This window comes from Cupriavidus sp. KK10, assembly GCF_018223725.1.
Taxonomy (GTDB): domain Bacteria; phylum Pseudomonadota; class Gammaproteobacteria; order Burkholderiales; family Burkholderiaceae; genus Cupriavidus; species Cupriavidus necator.
On record NZ_CP073677.1, the window covers coordinates 5161043 to 5181025 of the forward strand.

Annotated in this window: 17 protein-coding genes and 2 tRNA genes; 6 read left to right on the forward strand and 13 right to left on the reverse strand. The window is 65.0% G+C overall.

Translation table 11 applies throughout. From position 1 onward, the window contains the following. The first annotated feature begins 168 nt into the window (after positions 1-168). Positions 169-1686, forward strand: a complete 1518-nt coding sequence (locus KB879_RS24030) for a patatin-like phospholipase family protein (RefSeq protein WP_249221181.1) — start codon at positions 169-171, stop codon at positions 1684-1686. Between the two features lie 29 nt (positions 1687-1715). Here the strand turns inward: KB879_RS24030 and KB879_RS24035 are convergent. Both KB879_RS24035 and KB879_RS24040 read right to left on the reverse strand, forming a co-directional pair. Next, a tRNA-Arg gene (locus KB879_RS24035) sits at positions 1716-1792 on the reverse strand. A gap of 51 nt (positions 1793-1843) precedes the next feature. Beyond that, positions 1844-3103: a GGDEF domain-containing protein gene (locus KB879_RS24040; RefSeq protein ID WP_211982283.1), complete on the reverse strand. Its 1260-nt coding sequence runs from the start codon at positions 3101-3103 to the stop codon at positions 1844-1846. Positions 3104-3512: 409 nt separating this feature from the next. Here KB879_RS24040 and KB879_RS24045 point away from each other — a divergent pair. Then, a tRNA-Pro gene (locus KB879_RS24045) sits at positions 3513-3589 on the forward strand. Positions 3590-3808: 219 nt separating this feature from the next. Here the strand turns inward: KB879_RS24045 and KB879_RS24050 are convergent. The 3 genes from KB879_RS24050 to KB879_RS24060 form a co-directional block, all read right to left on the reverse strand. Further along, positions 3809-4648: a sterol desaturase family protein gene (locus tag KB879_RS24050; RefSeq protein ID WP_211979901.1), complete on the reverse strand. Its 840-nt coding sequence runs from the start codon at positions 4646-4648 to the stop codon at positions 3809-3811. Positions 4649-4889: 241 nt separating this feature from the next. After that, positions 4890-5633 carry a DNA polymerase III subunit epsilon gene (locus tag KB879_RS24055; RefSeq protein ID WP_211979902.1) on the reverse strand — a complete coding sequence of 248 codons (744 nt, stop codon included), beginning with the start codon at positions 5631-5633 and terminating at the stop codon, positions 4890-4892. A gap of 177 nt (positions 5634-5810) precedes the next feature. After that, a complete protein-coding gene (locus KB879_RS24060) occupies positions 5811-6329 on the reverse strand; it encodes a hypothetical protein (protein WP_013957274.1) in 519 nt (172 codons plus the stop codon). A 609-nt stretch (positions 6330-6938) separates the two neighbouring features. On the opposite strand from KB879_RS24060, the gene infA reads away from it, so the two are divergent. The 3 genes from infA (at position 6939) to KB879_RS24075 (ending at position 9071) form a co-directional block, all read left to right on the forward strand. Further along, positions 6939-7160, forward strand: coding sequence for a translation initiation factor IF-1 (gene infA, locus KB879_RS24065; RefSeq protein ID WP_008641674.1), 222 nt, complete (start codon positions 6939-6941; stop codon positions 7158-7160). 245 nt (positions 7161-7405) lie between these two features. Then, positions 7406-7882 carry a histidine phosphatase family protein gene (locus KB879_RS24070; RefSeq protein ID WP_013957275.1) on the forward strand — a complete coding sequence of 159 codons (477 nt, stop codon included), beginning with the start codon at positions 7406-7408 and terminating at the stop codon, positions 7880-7882. A 346-nt stretch (positions 7883-8228) separates the two neighbouring features. Continuing rightward, positions 8229-9071, forward strand: a complete 843-nt coding sequence (locus KB879_RS24075) for a GNAT family N-acetyltransferase (RefSeq protein ID WP_211979903.1) — start codon at positions 8229-8231, stop codon at positions 9069-9071. 57 nt (positions 9072-9128) lie between these two features. Here KB879_RS24075 and ppx read toward each other — a convergent pair whose 3' ends face one another. Then, complete coding sequence (ppx, locus tag KB879_RS24080; protein WP_211979904.1) at positions 9129-10661, reverse strand: exopolyphosphatase; 1533 nt, start codon at positions 10659-10661, stop codon at positions 9129-9131. Between the two features lie 154 nt (positions 10662-10815). On the opposite strand from ppx, the gene ppk1 reads away from it, so the two are divergent. Continuing rightward, a complete protein-coding gene (gene ppk1, locus KB879_RS24085) occupies positions 10816-12942 on the forward strand; it encodes a polyphosphate kinase 1 (protein ID WP_211979905.1) in 2127 nt (708 codons plus the stop codon). 67 nt (positions 12943-13009) lie between these two features. On the opposite strand, the gene phoR is transcribed toward ppk1, so the two are convergent. The 7 genes from phoR to pstS all read right to left on the reverse strand — a co-directional run bounded on the left by phoR (position 13010) and on the right by pstS (position 19871). Further along, a complete protein-coding gene (gene phoR / locus KB879_RS24090) occupies positions 13010-14392 on the reverse strand; it encodes a phosphate regulon sensor histidine kinase PhoR (RefSeq protein ID WP_013957279.1) in 1383 nt (460 codons plus the stop codon). Positions 14393-14527: 135 nt separating this feature from the next. Continuing rightward, positions 14528-15235, reverse strand: a complete 708-nt coding sequence (gene phoB / locus KB879_RS24095; protein WP_013957280.1) for a phosphate regulon transcriptional regulator PhoB — start codon at positions 15233-15235, stop codon at positions 14528-14530. Positions 15236-15263: 28 nt separating this feature from the next. After that, positions 15264-15968 (reverse strand): phosphate signaling complex protein PhoU, encoded by a 705-nt coding sequence (gene phoU / locus KB879_RS24100; protein WP_013957281.1) that lies wholly within the window; start codon positions 15966-15968, stop codon positions 15264-15266. A 47-nt stretch (positions 15969-16015) separates the two neighbouring features. Then, the gene (pstB, locus tag KB879_RS24105) at positions 16016-16804 is read right to left on the reverse strand and encodes a phosphate ABC transporter ATP-binding protein PstB (protein WP_013957282.1); all 789 of its coding nucleotides are present in this window, start codon (positions 16802-16804) and stop codon (positions 16016-16018) included. Positions 16805-16856: 52 nt separating this feature from the next. Continuing rightward, a complete protein-coding gene (gene pstA, locus KB879_RS24110) occupies positions 16857-17756 on the reverse strand; it encodes a phosphate ABC transporter permease PstA (protein WP_013957283.1) in 900 nt (299 codons plus the stop codon). Continuing rightward, on the reverse strand, positions 17753-18721 hold the full coding sequence (gene pstC / locus KB879_RS24115; protein ID WP_011615657.1) for a phosphate ABC transporter permease PstC: 969 nt from the start codon (positions 18719-18721) through the stop codon (positions 17753-17755). The genes pstA and pstC overlap by 4 nt, the downstream gene beginning before the upstream one ends. A 118-nt stretch (positions 18722-18839) precedes the next feature. Continuing rightward, on the reverse strand, positions 18840-19871 hold the full coding sequence (pstS, locus tag KB879_RS24120) for a phosphate ABC transporter substrate-binding protein PstS (protein ID WP_211979906.1): 1032 nt from the start codon (positions 19869-19871) through the stop codon (positions 18840-18842). Positions 19872-19983 lie beyond the last annotated feature (112 nt).

Here is a 19983-nt window from a genome sequence, read left to right on the forward strand (position 1 = left end):
AGATCACCGCAAAAGTACCGGATCGGCAACCTCATCGCCGCGCATTCGCCAAGCCAGGTTACGTACCGATCTCTTGGACAGGTGAAATCCAGTCTAGACGAGTGACGGGGCCGGGACAACCTCAAAACGTACGCCTATCGCTACATTGGCCGTCTAGTATTGGGGGAGTTGCAGGGCGCCGCCCCCCGGTCTGGTTCGTCCTGCATTCGCCGCGGAGGACCTATGGCCAGATTGCCGACCTCAGCCTTGGCCGTCATTTCGATGCTGCTGCTTGCCGCCTGCGCCTCCCGGCCAGTCAATCCGCCGATCGCGCACGCGGACCAGAGTACCGGCTATCGATTCTTCACGCGGCCCCAGTATTCGGCGGACAACGAGAACCTGGTCATCCTTGCCTTCTCAGGGGGCGGTACGCGCGCGGCAGCGTTCTCGTATGGCGTGCTTGAGTTCCTGCGCAATACCGAAGTCGTCGGACCCAAGGGCAACCGGTCACGCCTGCTCGACCATGTCAGCGTCATCACCGGCGTGTCAGGTGGCAGCTTCACTGCCCTCGCCTACGGCCTGTATGGCGACAAACTGTTTGATCTCTACGAACAGAGCTTCCTCAAACGCGACGTGCAGGGCGAGATCACGTTCCGGACGCTGAATCCGGCGTATTGGCCGTCGTTGTGGTCGAGCGGATGGGGCCGCTCTGAACTGGCCGCCGACCTGTATGACGAAATCCTTTTCCATGGGGCAACCTTTGGCGACCTCCATCGGGGCAAGGGTCCGTTCATCATTGCCTCGGCCACGGACATCTCGACGGGCGCACGCCTGCCATTCACGCAGACCACCTTCGACGTACTCTGCTCCGACCTCAATGCGCTGCGCCTGTCCCGTGCCGCCGCGGCATCGTCGGCGGTTCCTGTGGTCCTGACGCCCATCACGCTCAACAACTACGGGGGCAATTGCGGCTATGTGCCTCCCGACTGGATCAAGCCATTTATCGATGCCAGCGACCCACCCCGGCCGGCCGCTCGCGCAACCCGGCACCTGAAGGAAGAAGCGGAATACGGGGACAGCGTCAACCGGCCCTATATCCATGTCGTGGACGGCGGCGTCTCCGACAACCTGGGCATGCGCAGCGTGCTGGACTCCCTGGAGGTCCTGGAGTCCCTGCACCTGAACGGCCAGCCCTCACCCCTGGACCATACCCGCAGGATCGTTGTCTTTGTCGTCAATTCGCTGTCCACGCCCCGGACGACATGGGACAAGTCAGAGTCTGCGCCGGGCACGCTGGAGATTCTGGTGAAAGCCACCGGCGTGCCAATCGACCACTATTCCTATGAGGCGACCGAACTGTTGAAGGACAATCAGGCCCGGTGGCAAGCCATGCGCCGGCTGCGGGAGTCGCGCGCCTTTGCCACGAACAAGGATGTCGCCGTCACTGCGGCGTTGCGCACGCCGGACGCGACCATCTATGCCATCGATGTGTCGTTTGCCCGACTGACGGACAAGGCGGAACTGGATTACCTGAATGAGCTGGCGACGTCGTTCTCGCTGCCGGCCGAAGCCGTCGACCGCCTGCGCGCCGCCGCGGGAAAGATCATCCTGGAGTCGCCCGATTTCCAGCACTTGCTGAAAGACGTCGGTGCCAGGATCGTGACAGGCCAGGTGCCCGGGAATCGCCCGGCGGGGACGAGTCAGTAACCTGGTTCGATGGGATGGCCCCTGGGGGCTGGCGCGTCCTAGAGGACTCGAACCTCTGACCGCTCGCTTAGAAGGCGAGTGCTCTATCCAACTGAGCTAAGGACGCGAAGGCGTGCATTCTACCGCAGCACCGCTGCGCAGTGACAAGCGGCGCAGGTCAGGATGCGGCGCGCGGCTGTGCGCGCGTGATGTAGTGGCCATCGACAGCGCCGCCATCGGTGCCCGCCTCGCTGCCGGCCGGATGCAGGGACACGCAGTTGCGCCCTTTCAGCTTGGCGTCGTATAGAGCACGGTCGGCGCGGCGCATCAGCGCATCGGCGCCTTCGCCCGGCTGCCGCGCCGCCAGGCCGATGCTGACGGTATAGGCAATCGGGTCGGGCTCGGACGGGCATGGCGTGGCGCGCACCGCCGTGGCCAGCCGCAGGCAGGCAAGCCGGCCCTGCTCCAGCGCCGTATCCGGCATCAGGATGGCAAATTCCTCGCCGCCCAGGCGCCCCGCCACATCGAACTGGCCGAAACTCTTGCGCAGCAGTCCGGCGAAATGCCGCAGCACGCTGTCGCCCGCCAGGTGGCCGTAGACATCGTTGATCGCCTTGAAGTGATCGAGGTCGACAAAGGCCACCGTCAGGGGCTTGCGCTGCCGTTCGGCGCGCAGGCAGGCTGCCTCCAGCTCCTCCCAGAACGCGCCGCGCAGCAGCACATCGGTCAGGTCGTCATGGCGCGCGCGCCGCTCCAGCATGCGGCGCAGCCGGTTGTGCGCCATCAGCGCAAAACTGACCGACACGCCCACCAGTGCAAAGACGTTGAGCATGGCGAGCTCGCCGTCCCACGGCATCGGCCGCGGCCAGGCGCCGCCCTGCATGACTGCCGCCAGCGGCAGCGCCACGGTCCATGCGTTGATGGCTGCCGCGGCGATGACGATCAATACCAGCGACAACGCCGCCAGCCGGCCGGTGCCGCGCGTGGCCGGCACCGACGGCATGGCGCTGCGGGCCAGGTCCAGCAGCAGTGCGATATGGCACATCGTCAGCAGCGGTGCCATCTCCGGCACCAGCACCGGCACGGCAAGATACTGCGGCGCCAGGTCGTGCCAGGCCACCGCCGCTGCGGCCGCCAGGTTCAGCGCCAGCAACGGCACGGCGCGGCCGGGCCGGGCCGCGAAGTGCCGCGCGCCCACGACCATGACCGAGAGCGCCGCCAACAGCGCCAGGTCGCTCGATTCCAGCACCAGCCAAAGCGGGCGCAGTTCCTGCACCGCCGCCAGGGCCGCGGCCATTGCCGCCAGCACACTCCCCAGCGCCCACGACGTCAGGCCGCTGCGATCCATGCCCGCCGAGCGGCGCAACACCACGCAAACCACAGCCATCTGCAGGGCAAACAACCCTGCGATGAGCACAACTATGTGCGACTGAAACATCTTCATTCCCGTCCAAGGCGACCAGCGGTGCACCGCATGGCGCCGCTGTTACCTGCTCTTTACCGGCCCTGTGTCGGACCGTTGTTATCAATGCCGCATACCCGGTTTCAGGACGCCTGGCGCCGCCAGCCGGCAGACGCAAACAGGCCGAGGCGCCCGCCGCGGGCGGGAGCGCCGTTCTTGTTGTGGTGATCAGGTCAGTCCGGAAGGAAATAGGCAAACCGGGCGTTCCCAAAAGCACGCCGGTCGGACTGGTGCGGTTTGCGGATTATCCCAGCGCGCAAACCCAAGTCAAGCCAAAGCGCCCCCGCCAGAAGGGGGAGCAGGCCGGCAAGGTTGAGTGCGCCAGAGCGGGCATCATCACATTAGATTGACCGCAAGCCCAGAGCCCAGCTACAATCGCGGGCTTCGGAGCGTAGCGCAGCCTGGTAGCGCATCTGATTTGGGATCAGAGGGTCGTAGGTTCGAATCCTATCGCTCCGACCAGAAATATGTAATGGAATCAGCGGCTTGGGCGGCAACGTCTAAGCCGCTTTTTTCATTCCCTAACGGCTTTCCTAATTAATTCCTGGCCGCTCCCTAATATCCAGTGGTCGGCGTGCCCTATACAGCACTGATTTAACGCACAGTGGTTCGGGCCCATGCCGCCCCTTCGGCAGAGCAACTCTGACCGATTGCATCCACACTCGCTCGCCCCTCCCAAATTCATGTCCCGGGCATCCGTTCCAAGGGTGTCGATACCTGGCGCATACGGCACCATGGCCATAACAACGCCTGCCAGAGGCTATGAGGCGCGTCGCCTGAACCGAGCCCCACATCAACGAACTCGTCGCGCCCAGGCCGGCGTAGCGTGCCGAAGAGGATGTCCCAGAGGGGGAAGAGATTGGAGAAATTCTTATTGCGGTCACGCTCGTGCCGAGAGTGGTGCAGGCGATGATATTGCGGATGCTGGATTAGCAAAGCGAACCTGGGTGAATAGCGCAGATTCATGTGTGCGGCATGGTTATTGATGAGAAAGATGATCGCAGCAGCCGCCCCTACGCTCGGCGGGACCTTAAAGAGAACACCGACAAGCGGAAACAGGCAAGCCGCCCTGAGCAGCGGCTCGACCCAAAAATGACGGTACGTCAGCGTTACGTCGAAATGCTCGGCGCTGTGGTGCAGCTCATGCATCTTCCATAACACCGGGAACGTATGCTGGGCCCGGTGGATGAGGTACTCCAGCAGATCGGTCGTCAACAGGACCGCGAGCAACGCTAAGCACCACCCTGCGATACTGTCCTCAAAGGAGATCCAACCCGCGCCCAGCGTGCGAGTCAGCGTCAGCGGGACTTCCAGCAGCAGCGGCTGCAGTGCGGAATTCAGGACCAGCATCACGATCCCATAGCGAACGTTGAACCAGGCAGGCCCGGACGCTCGCGGCCTGGCGGGCGTCACACGCCTTTCCAGCGAGACCATGATCAGCAGCGTCACGCACATCGGAGCCACGCTTAACAGGGCGCGGATTGAGATGTCTTCGAGGAAGCGCACGAGTTCCGCGCTCATATCCCCCCTCCACTATTTATTTCTGCAAGCGTAATTCTCCGACCCACGAAGCCATATCAGGCAGAGGTATGTTTCGGACGTGAACGGTCGCCTCGGCCGTGTTGCGGTCGCACGCCAAATACTTGGCAATTCACTATTGATTTTGCTGCTTTAGTGCTGGATTAAAGTCCAGTGCGCCATGCGGCGCCGGGCGCCCATACAAAAGCCCCTCCCAGCGCTGCCGGCCTGGCAAGATCTGTTCTCACCACCGCAGCAAGTCCGGCCAGATCAGCGCGCCCGCGAACAGCATCAGCATCACCGCGACAATGACCAGCCCCCGGCTTGGGCCCGCATGGCCGGTCTCAACCTTTGGCATCCATGACTGGCCTGCGCCGGCCGGGACCGCAGGTGACGGCGGCGGCACGGGTGGCGCAGGCATGCTGATCGCAACACGCGGCACGAAGTCGGCCTCGGCCAGCAGGAAGCCCATGGGCGTGGCCTGGCCGGCAGCACCCATGTGCTGGAACAGCAGCTTGGACAGCGCCAGACAATCATCCAGCGCAACCTGTGGGCGGGGCCGAAATATGTGCAGGTGCGCGCACAGTGTATCAAGCTTGTGGTTGGGGGCGTGGAAGTACTGGGCCCAGCGAACCTGGCGCACCGAGCAGCGCCAGCGCTTGTGCTGGATGTCGGGAAGCACTTTTCCCAGCATCCGCGCGTTGAATTCGGCGCCGTGGGCGACCAGCACATCCGCGTCGTCAATGATGGCGCGGATGGTATCGACGTCAAAGCGCCGCCCGCGCAGCATCTCGGCGGTCAATCCGTGCGTGCCGGTGGCAGCTTCGCTGATCGGCACGGTGGGCTCCTGCGAGCCGTAATAGTCAGTGATCTCCCGCAATAGCGTGCCAGCCCGCGGCGCCACTTCGACAAGCAGCAGGCCGATGCTGACGGGCTCGTCCGCTGGCGTGAGCCCAGTGGTTTCGGTACTGACGATTGCGACCCGCATGGGCTCGGTACTCCGGTGTAGCCGTCCGCAGGCATGGTTGGCGGCGGCCGCTCTGATCGTTTGCCTCTAGGTTAGTGCGAGCGCGTTAGACGTCATATCAACCAGATGGGCTAACCGAAAGCGCCAGCCGGGAGGATGCCGGCTGCTACCACCCCTCCCTCATCTCCACCTCCTGGTTCAGGCAGGCTGCTGCTCCGTCTCGCCACGCCGTCGCTCGAGATTGCAATAGACGTCGGCCGCCACCAACCCGAAGAGCGCATGGGCGAACAGGCTTTCCCAGCCGCGGGCCTCGTCGAACCAGTTGAAGTAGGCGCCCAGCAGATAGAAATTGACCAGGTAGACCACCACGCCAAACACGATCCCGACCACCGAGGCCAACCACAGGCTGGAATCGAAACGGAATGACGACAGGATTATTGCCAGCACCGCCGCCAGGATGATCGACAGCGCGAAGTGCACCGTCCCCGCCGAAAGCACGACGGTCCAGTTGAAGGCATCAGCAGACAGCGCTTCACGCCCGAGGATGATTGCCGCGACCATCTTCACGGTGCCCCAGGCGCCCTGGTACAGCAGGAAGCGCGCCGTCAGCAGCTCCAGCACCATGTAGACCGCGCCGGCAATCAGCCCCGCCACCACGGCTGCCCGCCAGTCCGGCCGGCAGCGAACGTAGCGGTGCGATTCCAGATGGAGTTCCATGGCAGTCTCCTTGCGAGATCCGGCCCGGCAAGGCCGTACGAGTTAGTTCTAGCTCATATGGGGCAAATACCAAGCCGGCCAGACCACATTAAGATACCTCTACGGCACATCTATTGCCGACCTGCCCGGCGCGGTGCAACCGCCGTGGCCGGCCGTCCGGCGCAACGTGCTGGCCATGCTGCAACTGCGTACGTGATACAATGTCAAAGTAGCCCCCGGGGTGTCCGTGCATCCCTGTAACCGGGCGTTCTCACCAGCGCGCTCTCGCGAGCGAACAGCAGCCGCCGGCGCGGGCCTTCCGCGACGACACCAAACTGGCGAACCACCGGGTACAACCTGCCCGCCTGCTCCGCAAAGCACACGGCCTCCCCGGCCGTCAGCGGCCAGGCTCGCCCAAGCCATCCGCGCCCATTGGGCGATACCGCTGACAGGACCGAGCATCAGGCGCCGCGCGCCGCAGTCCGCGTGAGCTTGCCCCGAACAACCCAAGGCGCACTTCGCCACAATCGGCGCAATGTGCCGCGGTTCCGCGCCGTGACGGGCGAACCGAACAGGATTTTTGAAATCGCAACCATGCAGCCTTCACGGGCTGTCGGAAAGGAAGACAGATTGGCTAAGGAAGAACTCATTGAATTTGGCGGCGTGGTGTCGGAAGCCCTGCCTGACAACCGCTATCGTGTCACGCTGGAAAACGGCGTCGAAATCTGGGCATACGCTTCGGGCAAGATGCAGAAGCACCGCATCCGCATCCTGGCCGGCGACCGTGTCACCCTGGAAATGTCGCCCTATGACCTGACCAAGGGACGCATCAACTTCCGCCACAAGTCCTGAGTTTCTGCGCGGCCCCGGCGATACCGCATGCGCGGCTGTCGCCCGCGCCGCGGCCGTTGTGCGCCGACGCGCTGTCACGCCGCTGACACCGCGCCCGGACACACTTGCGGGCTGCCCGACAGGCAGCCCGCTTCCGTTTACGCGCTGCGTGCAGCCTGGCCTGCGCCACCGGCGCGGGCCCGCTGGCGCTTGCGCCGCTCGGGCCGCTTCACCATACTCGAAGCACGCTCATTGCCCCGCCCGACATGAACCTGATCCTGTGGCGCCACGCCGAAGCCGAAGACCTCCCCGACGCGCTCAGCCTGAGCCGCCATGCCGACCTGCAGCGCCCGCTCACACGCCGCGGCCGCAAGCAGGCGGAGGTATCCGCCAAATGGCTGCGCGCGCATCTGCCGGCCGACACCCGCGTGCTGTGCAGCCCCGCGCTGCGCACCCGTGAAACGGCGGCCGCGCTGACTGCCAAGGCGGAGATCATTGATGCCCTTGCGCCCGGCGCCGACGTCAGCGCGGTGCTTGCCGCGGTCGAGTGGCCGGAACGCCCCGAGCATGTGGTGGTGGTCGGGCACCAGCCCTGGATTGGCCGCGTCGCCAGCCTGCTGCTGGCCGGCTCGGAAATGAACTGGAGCGTGCGCAAGAGCGGCATCTGGTGGCTGACCGGCCGCACCCGCGAAAGCGAGGCGCAGACCGTGCTGCGCGCCGTCATCAACCCCGAATTCCTCTGAGCCTTGCCTTCCGGCATGCCTGGTACCGCCTGACGGCACCTGACCCATCCTGTCCCGTCAAAATCAGAAATGGCTGATGGCGGGCGGAATCTCCCGTTACCAGAGTGGCCTTGGCGCCTCTTCCGGTGCCGAAAGCAGGTGTCACGGAGATTCCCCATGAATGGGCCGGCCAATCGTCATATTGCTGGCGAGGAACGCAACTCACACCCCTGACCCGTCGCCCGAAACTGCCCAACCGTCCGCCCTGGCAGGAGACGTCACGGAACGGTCATCCCCGGGTCACGGCACTGTCACCCGCCCTCACTACATTGCATCGCAACAGTTTCGTCACCAAAAGGACATACTGATGCGAGATCTGCCGACGCCCACCCAGCCGCTTTTTGACTCTCTGCCCAATGGCCTTGGTAGCCAGACGGCGCGGAGCCGTCTTCATCGCCAATCAGATACACCGGCACATGAATCGCCTGTTCTCAGCGTGGCGTGGGCGCGCCACCAGGACGAAGTAGTCGAAGCCCAGCGCCTGCGCTACAAGGTCTTTGCCGAGGAAATGGGCGCGCGCCTGACGTCTTCCGTGCCGGAGTTGGACATCGACATGTTCGATGCCTACTGCGACCACCTGATCGTGCGCGACATGGCCACGCTGCGCGTGGTGGGCACCTACCGCGTGCTGCCGCCGCACCAGGCCAAGCGCCTGGGCTGCCTGTACGCGGAATCGGAATTCGACCTGGTGCGCCTGGCCCACCTGCGCCCCAAGATGCTGGAACTGGGCCGCTCCTGCGTGCACCGCGACTACCGTTCGGGCAGCGTCATCATGGCGCTGTGGGGCGGCCTGGGCGAGTACCTGCAGCGCTGGGGCATCGAATCGATGCTGGGCTGCGCCAGCGTGCCGATGAACGACGGCGGCCACTACGCGGCCAGCCTCCACCGGCTGTTCAGCGAACGCTCGCTGGCACCGATCGAATACCATGCCTTCCCGCGCGTGCCGCTGCCGGTCGAGGACCTGAACCAGCAGCTGGACGTCGAGCCGCCCGCGCTGATCAAGGGCTACTTGCGCCTGGGCGCAAAGATCTGCGGCCAGCCGGCCTGGGATCCGGACTTCAACGTGGCGGACTTCCTGACGCTGCTGCGCGTGAACGACATGAACCCGCGCTACGCCCGCCACTTCCTCGGCCTGAACAACGCCGCCTGAGCGGCGCCTGGCCCTGTCAGCGGCCGCCGCCCCTGGCGGCCGCCCTCCGCGCTGCGCTCAGTCGTAGATGACCTTGTAGCGCTTGCCGGTCCGTTGCCATTCGTCAGCCTCCTGCGCGAGGCTGTATTCGATCAGCGGATTGGCCTCGATCCAAGCCTGCGGCAGGCGCACGGTGAAGCCTTCGTCCAGCGCTTCGGCCAGCTGGCTCACACGGATATCGGGCAAGGCCACGTCCGAGCGGCGCCGGCACAGCACAAAGGCCAGGCGCAGGCTGAACAGCATGCGCCAGTCGACGAACCTGCCGCTGCCCGACAGCTTGCCGAGCTTGCCGGCATGGCCCAGCAACAGCGTCGCCAGCCGCGCCTGGTCGGTCTTGGAAAAGCCCGGCATGTCGGCATGAGTGGCGATATAGGCCGAATGCTTGTGGTAGCCGCTGTGCGAGATCGTCATGCCGATCTCATGCAGGCTGGCGGCCCAGCCCAGCAGCGCCAGGTTGTCCTCGCGCCGTTCGTTGGCTGGCTCCGGGAACTGTGACAACAGCGTCTGCGCGGCGCGGCGCACGCGGCTGGACTGGGCCCGGTCTACGCCGTAGCGGCGCATGAACTGGTCCACCGTGACGGTGCGCATGTCCTCATGGTGGCTGCGTCCGAGCAGGTCGTACAGCACGCCCAGCCGCAGCGCGCCGTCGGTGACATCCATGCGCTCGATATCGAGTTCGGCAAACACGCCCAGCATGATCGACAAGCCGCCCGGCAGCACCGGGATGCGGTCCGCCTTGAGGCCGGTCAGCTTGACGCGGTTGGTATTCTCGGCCTTGATCAGCGCGCGCTTGAGGCGCTCCAGCCCCTCGCGCGTGATACCGTGCTCGGCGGTGCTGTCGTTCATGCCATTGAGTTCGATCAGCTCGGCCAGCGCGCGCGCCGTGCCCGACGAGCCGACCGCCTGCTCCCAGCCCGCGGCGCGGTACTGGCGTACCAGCACCTGGATCTCGCGGCGCGCGGCCAGCTCGGCCTGCTTCATCGCATATTCATCGACGTTGCCGCTGGGGAAGAACTGGCGGCTGTGCGATACGCAGCCGATATACAGGCTCTCCATCAGCTTGGACTGGTAGCCGTTGCCGATGATGAACTCGGTCGAGCCGCCGCCGATATCGACCACCAGGCGGTTGCCCTGGCAGGCCGGAGCGTCGTGCGAGGCCCCGAGGTAGATCAGCCGCGCCTCTTCGCGCCCGGCGATCACTTCGATCGGGAAGCCCAGCGCGCTTTCAGCCTCGATCAGGAACTCGGACGCGTTCTTGGCCACGCGCAGCGTATTGGTGGCGACGGCGCGCACCTGGTTGGGCGCGAACTCGCGCAGCCGGTCGCCGAAGCGCCGCAGCGCATCGATGCCGCGGCGCCGCGCGGGCTGGTCCAGGTATTTGTCGGGCGTCAGGCCGGCGGCCAGGCGGACCGGCTCGCGCAGCGCGTCGACCTGGAAGATCTGGCTGGCCGGGCCATTGGCGGTGGGGGTTTCGTCCACCCGCCCGATCATCAGGCGGAAGCTGTTCGAACCCATGTCGACGGCAGCCAGCAGGCGTGGGGTGTTGTTCATCGTGTGCTAGGAGGGCTGGTTCGCGTTGGCGTTGCGTGGCGCGGCAGGTGCACTCTGGTGCCTTGGCCTGCCGGCGTTCGCGCCCGGGAAAAATATGTCCTGGTCATGTCTGCATCATGACAAAATCAAACTGTCATAAAAGTGACACGTTTTTATGAAAAAGTCGCCACATTACCAAAAGAAGGTCATGCTCATGTCGACGACTCCGTCCAGTACGCTGCTCAACCGCGAACTGGGCATCCTGGAATTCAATGCCCGCGTGCTGGCACAGGCGGCGGACCCGAAAGTCCCGCTGCTGGAGCGGCTGAAATTCATCTGCATCGTGTCCAGCAACCTGGACGAGTTCTTTGAAATCCGCATGGCGGGCCTGAAGGAACAGCTGCGCGACAACGCTTCGGGCCTGACGCCGGACGGCCTGTCATTCCAGCAGACCTACCAGCTTGTCACCGAGCGCACGCAACGGCTTGTGGCTTCGCAGTATGACATGCTGCAGAACACCATTTTTCCACTACTTGAAAAAGAGGGGGTCTTTTTCCACCTGACCACCACCTGGACCGACGCCCAGCGCGAATGGGCGCGCGAGTTCTTCCAGCGCGAACTGGGGCCGGTGCTGACCCCGATTGCGCTGGATCCCGCCCATCCCTTTCCCCGCGTGCTCAACAAGAGCCTGAACTTCGTGGTGGAATTGTCCGGCAAGGACGCGTTCGGCCGCGACGCCGACCTGGCCATCGTGCAGGCGCCGCGCGCGCTGCCGCGCGTGGTGAAGATGCCGGAGAAGCTGTCGGGCTACCCGTACGGCTTCGTGATGCTGTCATCCTTCATGCAGGGCTTCGTGCATGAGTTGTTCCCGGCCATTGCCGTGCACGGTTGCTACCAGTTCCGCGTCACGCGCAACTCCGACCTGTTCGTCTCGGAAGACGAGATCACCGACCTGCGCGAGGCGCTGCAGGGCGAACTGCCCACGCGCCATTTCGGCGACACGGTGCGCCTGGAAGTCTCTTCGGACACGCCGGCACCGCTGGCGCGCCGGCTGCTGCTGGAATCGGGCCTCGCCGAGCAGGACCTGTACCGCGTTTCCGGCCCGGTGAACCTGGTGCGGCTGATGCAGATCCCCGACATGGTGGACCGGCCCGCGCTGAAGTTTGCGCCGTATGTGCCCGCCCCGGTCAAGGCCTTCTCCGCCGGCACGTCGATGTTCGACGTGATGCGACAGCAGGACGTGCTGCTGCACCACCCGTACGAGAGCTTCAGTTCTGTGCTCGACCTGCTGCAGCTGGCAGCGGCCGACCCCAACGTGGTCGCGATCAAGCAGACGGTCTATCGCACCGGCAATGAGTCGCTGGTCATGGAAGCGCTGATGACCGCCGCGCGCAACGGCAAGGAAGTCACGGTGGTGGTGGAGCTGCTGGCACGCTTTGACGAGGAGACCAACATCAACTGGGCCGAGCGCCTGGAATCCGCGGGCGCACACGTGATCTACGGCGTGGTCGGCCACAAGTGCCACGCCAAGATGCTGCTGATCGTTCGGCGCGAGCCCACCGGCCCCAAGGTCAAGCAGGTCAAGCTGCGGCGCTACGCCCACCTCGGCACCGGCAACTACCATCCGCGCACCGCCCGCCTCTACACCGACTTCGGCCTGCTGACGGCCAACGAGGAGATCTGCGAAGACGTGCACCACGTGTTCCAGCTGCTGACCGGCACCGCCGGCACCATCCGGCTGAACCACCTGTGGCAGTCGCCCTTCACCATGCAGAGCAACCTGGTCGACCATATCCGCGCCGAAGCCCGCAACGCGCGCGCCGGCAAGCCCGCGCGCATCATCGCCAAGATGAACGCGCTGCTGGAGCCGTCGATCATCGACGAGCTGTACAAGGCCTCGCGCGCGGGAGTGAGGATCGACCTGATCGTGCGCGGCGTGTGCGCGCTGATGCCGGGCGTGCCGGGCATGTCCGAGAACATCTCGGTGCGCTCGATCATCGGCCGCTTCCTGGAACACCACCGGGTCTACTATTTCCACGCCGGCGGCGAAGAGGTGCTGTACCTGTCCAGCGCCGACTGGATGGACCGCAACCTGTTCCGCCGCGTCGAAGTTGCCTTCCCGGTGCTGGACAAGGCGCTGAAGGCGCGCGTCATCAAGGAAAGCCTGCAGGTACACCTGCGCGACAACGCCTCGGCATGGATCATGCAGCCGGACGGCAACTATGCGCGCACGCAGACGCGCTCGAAGCGTCCGCATGTGAGCCAGAACGATATGCTGGTGATGTTCGGCGGCACACCCTGAGCGGGCTCTATGCTTCCCTGAGGCATGGCATGCAAAACCCCGCCGCGGCGGGGTTTTCCTTTACGGGTCAGGCGGCGCGGCGCGAGGTGTCCGGCGACTGCGGCGGCGCGGTCGGGCCGGTGCCTGGCGTTGGCATGTCCGCACCCTCCCCAGCCGAACGCAGGCTGCGCTCAAGCGGAAAGATCACGCGGAACACGCTGCCCCGGCCCTCCTCGCTGGTCACGCGCAAGTCCGCATGGTGGCGTGACAGCACGTGCTTGACGATGGCCAGCCCCAGCCCGGTGCCGCCGGTGTCGCGCGAGCGGCTGCGGTCCACGCGGTAGAAGCGCTCGGTCAGCCGGGGAATATGCTCGGGCGCAATGCCCAGGCCGGTATCGGCCACGGAGAACACGGCATGGCCCTCTTCCCAGGCCAGGCGCATGGTGATACGCCCGCCATCCGGCGTGTAGCGCACCGCGTTCGACACCAGGTTGCCCAGCGCCGAGAGCAGTTCGGTTTCCGCGCCGCGCACCCCCACGGTCGGGTCGATATCGGCCGAGACCTGGTGCCGTCCCTGCGAGAGCGCCTCGGCGTCGTGGCTCAGGTGCGCCACCATGGCACGGATCGGCACGATGTCATTGCCGGGCGGCTGCGCATCGCTTTCCAGCTTGGCCAGCGCCAGCAGGTCTTCGACGATGCTCTGCATGCGCACCGACTGCGCCAGCATCATGTCGATGTAGCGGCGCCGGTCGTCCTCCGACACCGGCAGGTCACGCACGGTCTCCAGGAAGCCGGTCAGCACCGTCAGCGGCGTCTTCAGTTCGTGCGACACGTTGGCAACGAAGTCGCGCCGCATCGCCTCGGTGTTTTCGAGCTTGGTGATGTCCTGGGTGATCACCAGCTTGCGGTTGTCGCCATAGGGCAGGATCTGCACCGCGATCACGCTGTGCTTGTGTTCGCCCATGTCGCGCATCACCAGCGGATCGTCGAAACGCTGCCGGGTCAGGTAGTGGACGAACTCGGGGCGGCGGATCAGGTGGGTGATGCGCTGGCGCACGTCGCGCCGCGCGTTCAGGCCGAAATGCTGCTCTGCCACGTCGTTGCACCACTCGATCTGGTCGGCGTCGTCCAGCATCAGCACTCCGTTGGGCGAAGCCTGGATGGCCTGGATAAAGCGCGTGTGCTGCTGCTCGACCTGCAGCACCTGGGTGCGCCAGCGCTTGACGAGCCGGTGCAGCCGGTAATACACCTCGCCCCAAAGCCCGAGTGCACTGGGGATCTCGCCGTAGACCGGCGCATCGAGCACCTTCCACAGGCGGTTGATCTGGTACAGGTAGTAGAACAGCAGCCCGAGCAGCGATACGCACGCCAGCGCCAGCGCCGGCACCGGGCCCACGGCCAGGTAGACACCGGCGGACAGCACCAGCAGGCTGATCAGGATGGCCACGGAACGGGCCCAGATGACATTCATGCGCAGGCTTCAGGCTCGCAGCCATGGAAGGCTGCAGGGTTGCGACGGAGTGTGCCACGAATTCGCCGCGCCCTGCCAGCAGCGTGGGCCATCCTGGCCGGACGGTACGTCAGCCGCCCGGCCATGCCCGGCGCGTCAGGCGCCGGGCGTGCGCGCCAGGCGGTAGCCACTGCCGCGCACGGTTTCGATCATATTGCTGTAGCCGCCGGGGGTGAGCGCGGCGCGCAGGCGCTTGATATGGACATCGACGGTGCGCTCCTCGACAAAGACATGGTCGCCCCAGACCTGGTCGAGCAGTTGCGAGCGGCTGTGCACGCGCTCCGGATGTGTCATCAGGAAGTGCAGCAGGCGGAACTCGGTCGGACCCAGGTCCAGCTTGATCGCGCCGCTGTCGTCCTGGCCGGTGACGCGGTGCGTGGCCGGGTCCAGGCGCAGGCCGTTGATGGCCACCACGTCGTCGGTCAGCTGCGGTGCGCGGCGGCGCAGCACGGCCTTGATCCGCGCCAGCAGTTCCTTGGGCGAGAACGGCTTGGTGACGTAGTCGTCGGCGCCGGCCTCAAGCCCCATCACCTTGTCCTGCTCATCGCCGCGGGCAGTCAGCATGATGATGGGGATCTGGCGGGTGCGGTCGTTGGCCCGCAACTCCTTGGCGAAGTTCGCGCCCGACTTGCCCGGGAGCATCCAGTCGAGCAGCACCAGGTCGGGCAGCACATCGCTCATCAGCGACAGCGCCTGCTCGGCGTTGTAGGCCCGGATCGGATAGTGCCCCGCGTGCTGCAGGTTTACCGCGATCAGTTCGGCGATCGCCGGTTCGTCTTCGACAACGAGAATACTGCTTGGCATGTGTATTGTTCTCCGTGGGCGGCTGAGTTCAGCTCAGCGCTTCGCGCTCCATGTCCTCGCGCGAGACATGGCGGACGTCCGTCCCCTTGACAATGTAAATGATAAATTCCGCGATGTTCTTGGCGTGATCGCCAATGCGCTCCACCGCCTTGGCGATAAACAGGAAATCCAGCGCGACCGAGATCGTACGCGGGTCTTCCATCATGTACGTGATCAGCTTGCGCACGAAGCCGCGGAATTCCTCGTCGATGGCCTTGTCGTCCTTGACGATGCGCGCCGCCGCCACGGTGTCCAGGCGCGCAAAGGCGTCCAGCGCCTGGCGCAGCAGCGAAATCGCCATCTCGCCCGAGAGCTTGACCTCGGCGTAGTTGATGCTGTGCGCCGACGCGTCTTCCATGATGTGCTTGGTACGCTTGGCGATCTTCTCGGCTTCGTCGCCGGCGCGCTCCAGGTTGGTGATGGTCTTGGAGATGGCCATCACCAGGCGCAGGTCGCGCGCGGTCGGCTGGCGCCTGGCGATGATGTTGCCGCAGTCGGCATCGATCTCGACTTCCAGCGCGTTGAGCTGGATCTCCCGGGCGATGACCTGGTCCGCGGTCTCGCCGTCGAAGTCGGTCAGCGCGCGCATGGCGAGTTCGATCTGCGACTCGACCAGGCCGCCCATCTGCAGCAGCTTGGTGTTGATCGCGTTGAGGTCAGCGTCGAACTGGGTCGACAGGTGCTTGTCTGGCATGGGATTCTCCTGGCCGCTTATGGATATGCTACGCCCTGCGGTGACGATCAGCCGAACCGGCCGGTAATGTAGTCTTCCGTTTCCTTGCGGTGCGGCTTGATGAAGATCTTCTCGGTCTCGCCGAACTCGATCAGCTCGCCCAGGTACATGTAGGCGGTGTAGTCGGAGCAGCGCGCCGCCTGCTGCATGTTATGGGTGACGATCACGACCGTGTACTCGTCCTTCAGTTCCGCGATCAGCTCTTCGATGCGGCCAGTGGAGATCGGGTCCAGCGCCGAGCACGGCTCGTCCAGCAGCAGCACTTCGGGGCGGATGGCAATGCCGCGCGCGATGCACAGGCGCTGCTGCTGGCCGCCGGACAGGCCGTAGCCCGACTGGTGCAGCTTGTCCTTGGCTTCGTTCCACAGCGCCGCCTTGGTCAGCGCCCATTCCACGCGGTCGTCCATCTCCGAGCGCGACAGCTTCTCGAACAGGCGCACGCCGAAGGCGATGTTGTCGTAGATCGACATCGGGAACGGCGTCGGCTTCTGGAACACCATGCCGACCTTGGCGCGCAGCAGCGCGATGTCCTGGCGGGCGGTCAGCAGGTTTTCGCCGTCCATGTTGATCTCACCCTCGGCGCGCTGTTCGGGGTACAGCGCATACATCTTGTTGAAGGTGCGCAGCAGCGTCGACTTGCCGCAGCCCGATGGCCCGATGAAGGCCGTGACCTTGCGGTCCGGGATCGACATGTTGATGTCTTTCAGCGCATGGAACTGGCTGTAGTAGAAGTTCAGGTTGCGCACGTCGATCTTGGCGCGTACCGAATCGGGAATGTCGATGACGGTGGAGGTCATTGCGTTTCTCGCTTGCAGTCTTTGGGGCGGGACGGATTACCGGCCGCGCCGCTTATTTCTTGAACAGGATGCGCGCCAGGATATTCAATGCCAGCACGCCGAGCGTAATCAGGAACACACCCGCCCAGGCCAGCTGCTGCCATTCGGTGAACGGACTCATGGCAAAGCGGAAGATCGTCACCGGCAGGTTGGCCATCGGCTTGTTCAGGTCGCTGGTCCAGAACTGGTTGGACAGCGCGGTGAACAGCAGCGGCGCGGTCTCGCCGGCGATACGCGCGACGGCCAGCAACACCCCGGTCACAATCCCGGCGTAGGATGACTTCACGGTGATCGACAGCACCATCTTCCACTTGGGCGTGCCGAGTGCGAAGGCAGCCTCGCGCAGCGCGTTGGGCACCAGGTTCAGCATGTTCTCGGTGGTGCGCACCACGATCGGCACCTGCAGCAGCGCCAGCGCACAGATCCCGGCCCAGCCCGAGAAGTGGCCCATGCGGGTCACCACCAGCGCGTAGACAAAGAGGCCGATCACGATCGACGGCGCCGACAGCAGGATGTCGTTGATAAAGCGGATAAGGCTGGCCAGCGGCGAGCTCTTGCCGTACTCGGCCAGGTAGATGCCGGCCAGGATGCCCAGCGGCGTACCGAACAGCGTGGCCATGCCGACCATCACGAAGCTGCCGAAGATGGCGTTGGCCAGGCCGCCGCCGGCTGTATTGGGCGCTGGCGTCATCTGCGTGAACAGGTCCAGCGACAGGCCGCCCACGCCCAGCGTGACGGTGGTCCACAGGATCCACGCCAGCCAGAACAGGCCGAAGCCCATCGCCGCCAGCGAGGCGGTCAGTGCGTACAGGTTGGTGCGGCGGCGGCGCGCCTGCAGCCGGGTGCGGATGGCATCCGCGTCGGGGCGGACCGCCGGGATCGATACGGTAGACACGGCTTGACTCACGCTCATTTGGTTCCCTCATTCTTTGCCAGTCGCAGCAGCAGCAGCTTGGACAGCGCCAGCACCACGAAGGTAATGAAGAACAGGATGAGGCCCAGTTCCATCAGCGCGGCGGTGTGCAGGCCGGCGCCGGCTTCGGCGAACTCGTTGGCCAATGCCGAGGTGATGCTGTTGCCCGGCGAGAACAGCGAGGCGCTGTCCAGCAGGTTGGTATTGCCGATCACGAAGGTGACGGCCATGGTCTCGCCCAGTGCACGGCCCAGGCCCAGCATCACGCCGCCGATGACGCCGGCGCGGGTGTAGGGCAGCACCACGTTCCACATCACCTCCCAGGTGGTGCAGCCCACGCCGTAGGCGGATTCCTTGAGCAGTACCGGGGTGACTTCAAACACGTCGCGCATCACCGAGGCGATGTACGGGATGATCATGATCGCCAGAATCACGCCCGCACACAGCAGGCCGATGCCCAGCGGCGCTCCCTGGAACAGCTTGCCGACCACCGGCAGCTGGCCGACCGTGGCGGCCAGGGGCTTCTGGAAATACTCGCCGAAGATCGGTGCGAACACGAGCAGGCCCCACATGCCGTAGACGATCGACGGCACTGCGGCGAGCAGTTCGATGGCGGTGCCCAGCGGGCGGCGCAGCCAGGCGGGCGACAGTTCGGTCAGGAACAGCGCGATGCCGAAGCTGACCGGCACCGCGATGATCAGCGCGATCAGCGAGGTCACGATGGTGCCGTAGATGGGCACCAGCGCACCATAGACATCGGCGGGAGGATCCCACTCCGCGGTCCACAGGAAGCGCGCGCCGAAAGTCTGGATCGACGGCCAGGCGCTGATCGCGAGCGAGACGATGATGCCGCCCAGCAGCAGCAGCGTCACGATCGCGGCGCCTCGCGTCAGGCCGCCGAACAGGATGTCGCCCATGCGGCTCGGGGGCTGGACGTTGCGGATCTCGGAGGGGGTAGTCGCCATGTCGGGAATTCAGGGTGGATCGCCGCTCCCGCCTGGGCGGGAGCCCGGTGTCCGGGCCAGTTGCGGGCAGCCCGGCCACCGGCCCCGCACTCACGCGGGGCCAGCGATGCCGTCAGGATCAGTACAGCGCCTTGCCCGAGGCGTCCTTGACGCTGGTCTTCCAGGTCGAACGGATCTGGTTCACAACGTTTTCCGGCAGCGGCACGTAGTCGAGGTCGGCAGCCATGTTGGCGCCGCTCTTGTAGGCCCAGTCGAAGAACTTCAGCACTTCGGCGCCCTGCGCGGCCTTTTCCTGGTTCTTGTGGACCAGGATGAAGGTGGCGCCGGCGATCGGCCAGGCTTCCTTGCCCGACTGGTTGGTCAGGATCTGGTAGTAGCTCTTGCTCCAGTCCGCACCGGCGGCGGCGGCCTTGAAGGCGTCGTCACCCGGCTTGACCACGGCACCCGACGCGTTCTTCATGTTCAGGTGGGTCATCTTGTTCTGCTTGGCGTAGGCGTACTCGACATAGCCGATCGCGCCATTCAGGCGCTGCACGAAGGCGGCCACGCCCTCGTTGCCCTTGCCGCCGGTGCCGCCGCCCGGCCAGTTGACCGTGGTGCCTTCGCCCACCGCGCTCTTCCATTCCGGGCTGACCTTGGACAGGTAGTTGGTGAAGATGAAGGTCGTGCCCGAACCGTCGGCGCGGCGCACCGGCAGGATGTCCTGGCTCGGCAGCTTGGCTTGCGGGTTCAGCGCCTTGATCGCGGGGTCATCCCACTTCTTGATCTTGCCCAGGTAGATATTGGCCAGCACTTCGCCCGTGATGGTCAGTTCGCCCGGCTTCACGCCCTGCAGGTTGATCACCGGCACCACGCCGCCGATCACGGTCGGGAACTGGACCAGGCCCTGCTTGTTCAGGTCCTCGTCCTTCAGCGGCGCGTCCGAGGCACCGAAATCGACCGTCTTGGCCCCGATCTGCTTGATCCCGCCCGACGAGCCGATGGATTGATAGTTGACCTTGTTACCCGTTGCTTTTTGGTATGCGTCGGCCCACTTGGAATACACGGGCGCCGGGAAAGAAGCGCCTGCACCGGTAATTTCCGCCGCGAACGCAGTACCCGCCACCACCATCGAAACGATGCCTGCCACGGCAGTCTTGACCAGCTTCATATGTCCTCCAGAGAACATTGGTTGGGAATGACAAATTTTTGACAAGACGAACTCTATGCTCCCTGTATGACAATTCCGTGACATCTTCAAATCTTCTTGGAACCGGCCTCCA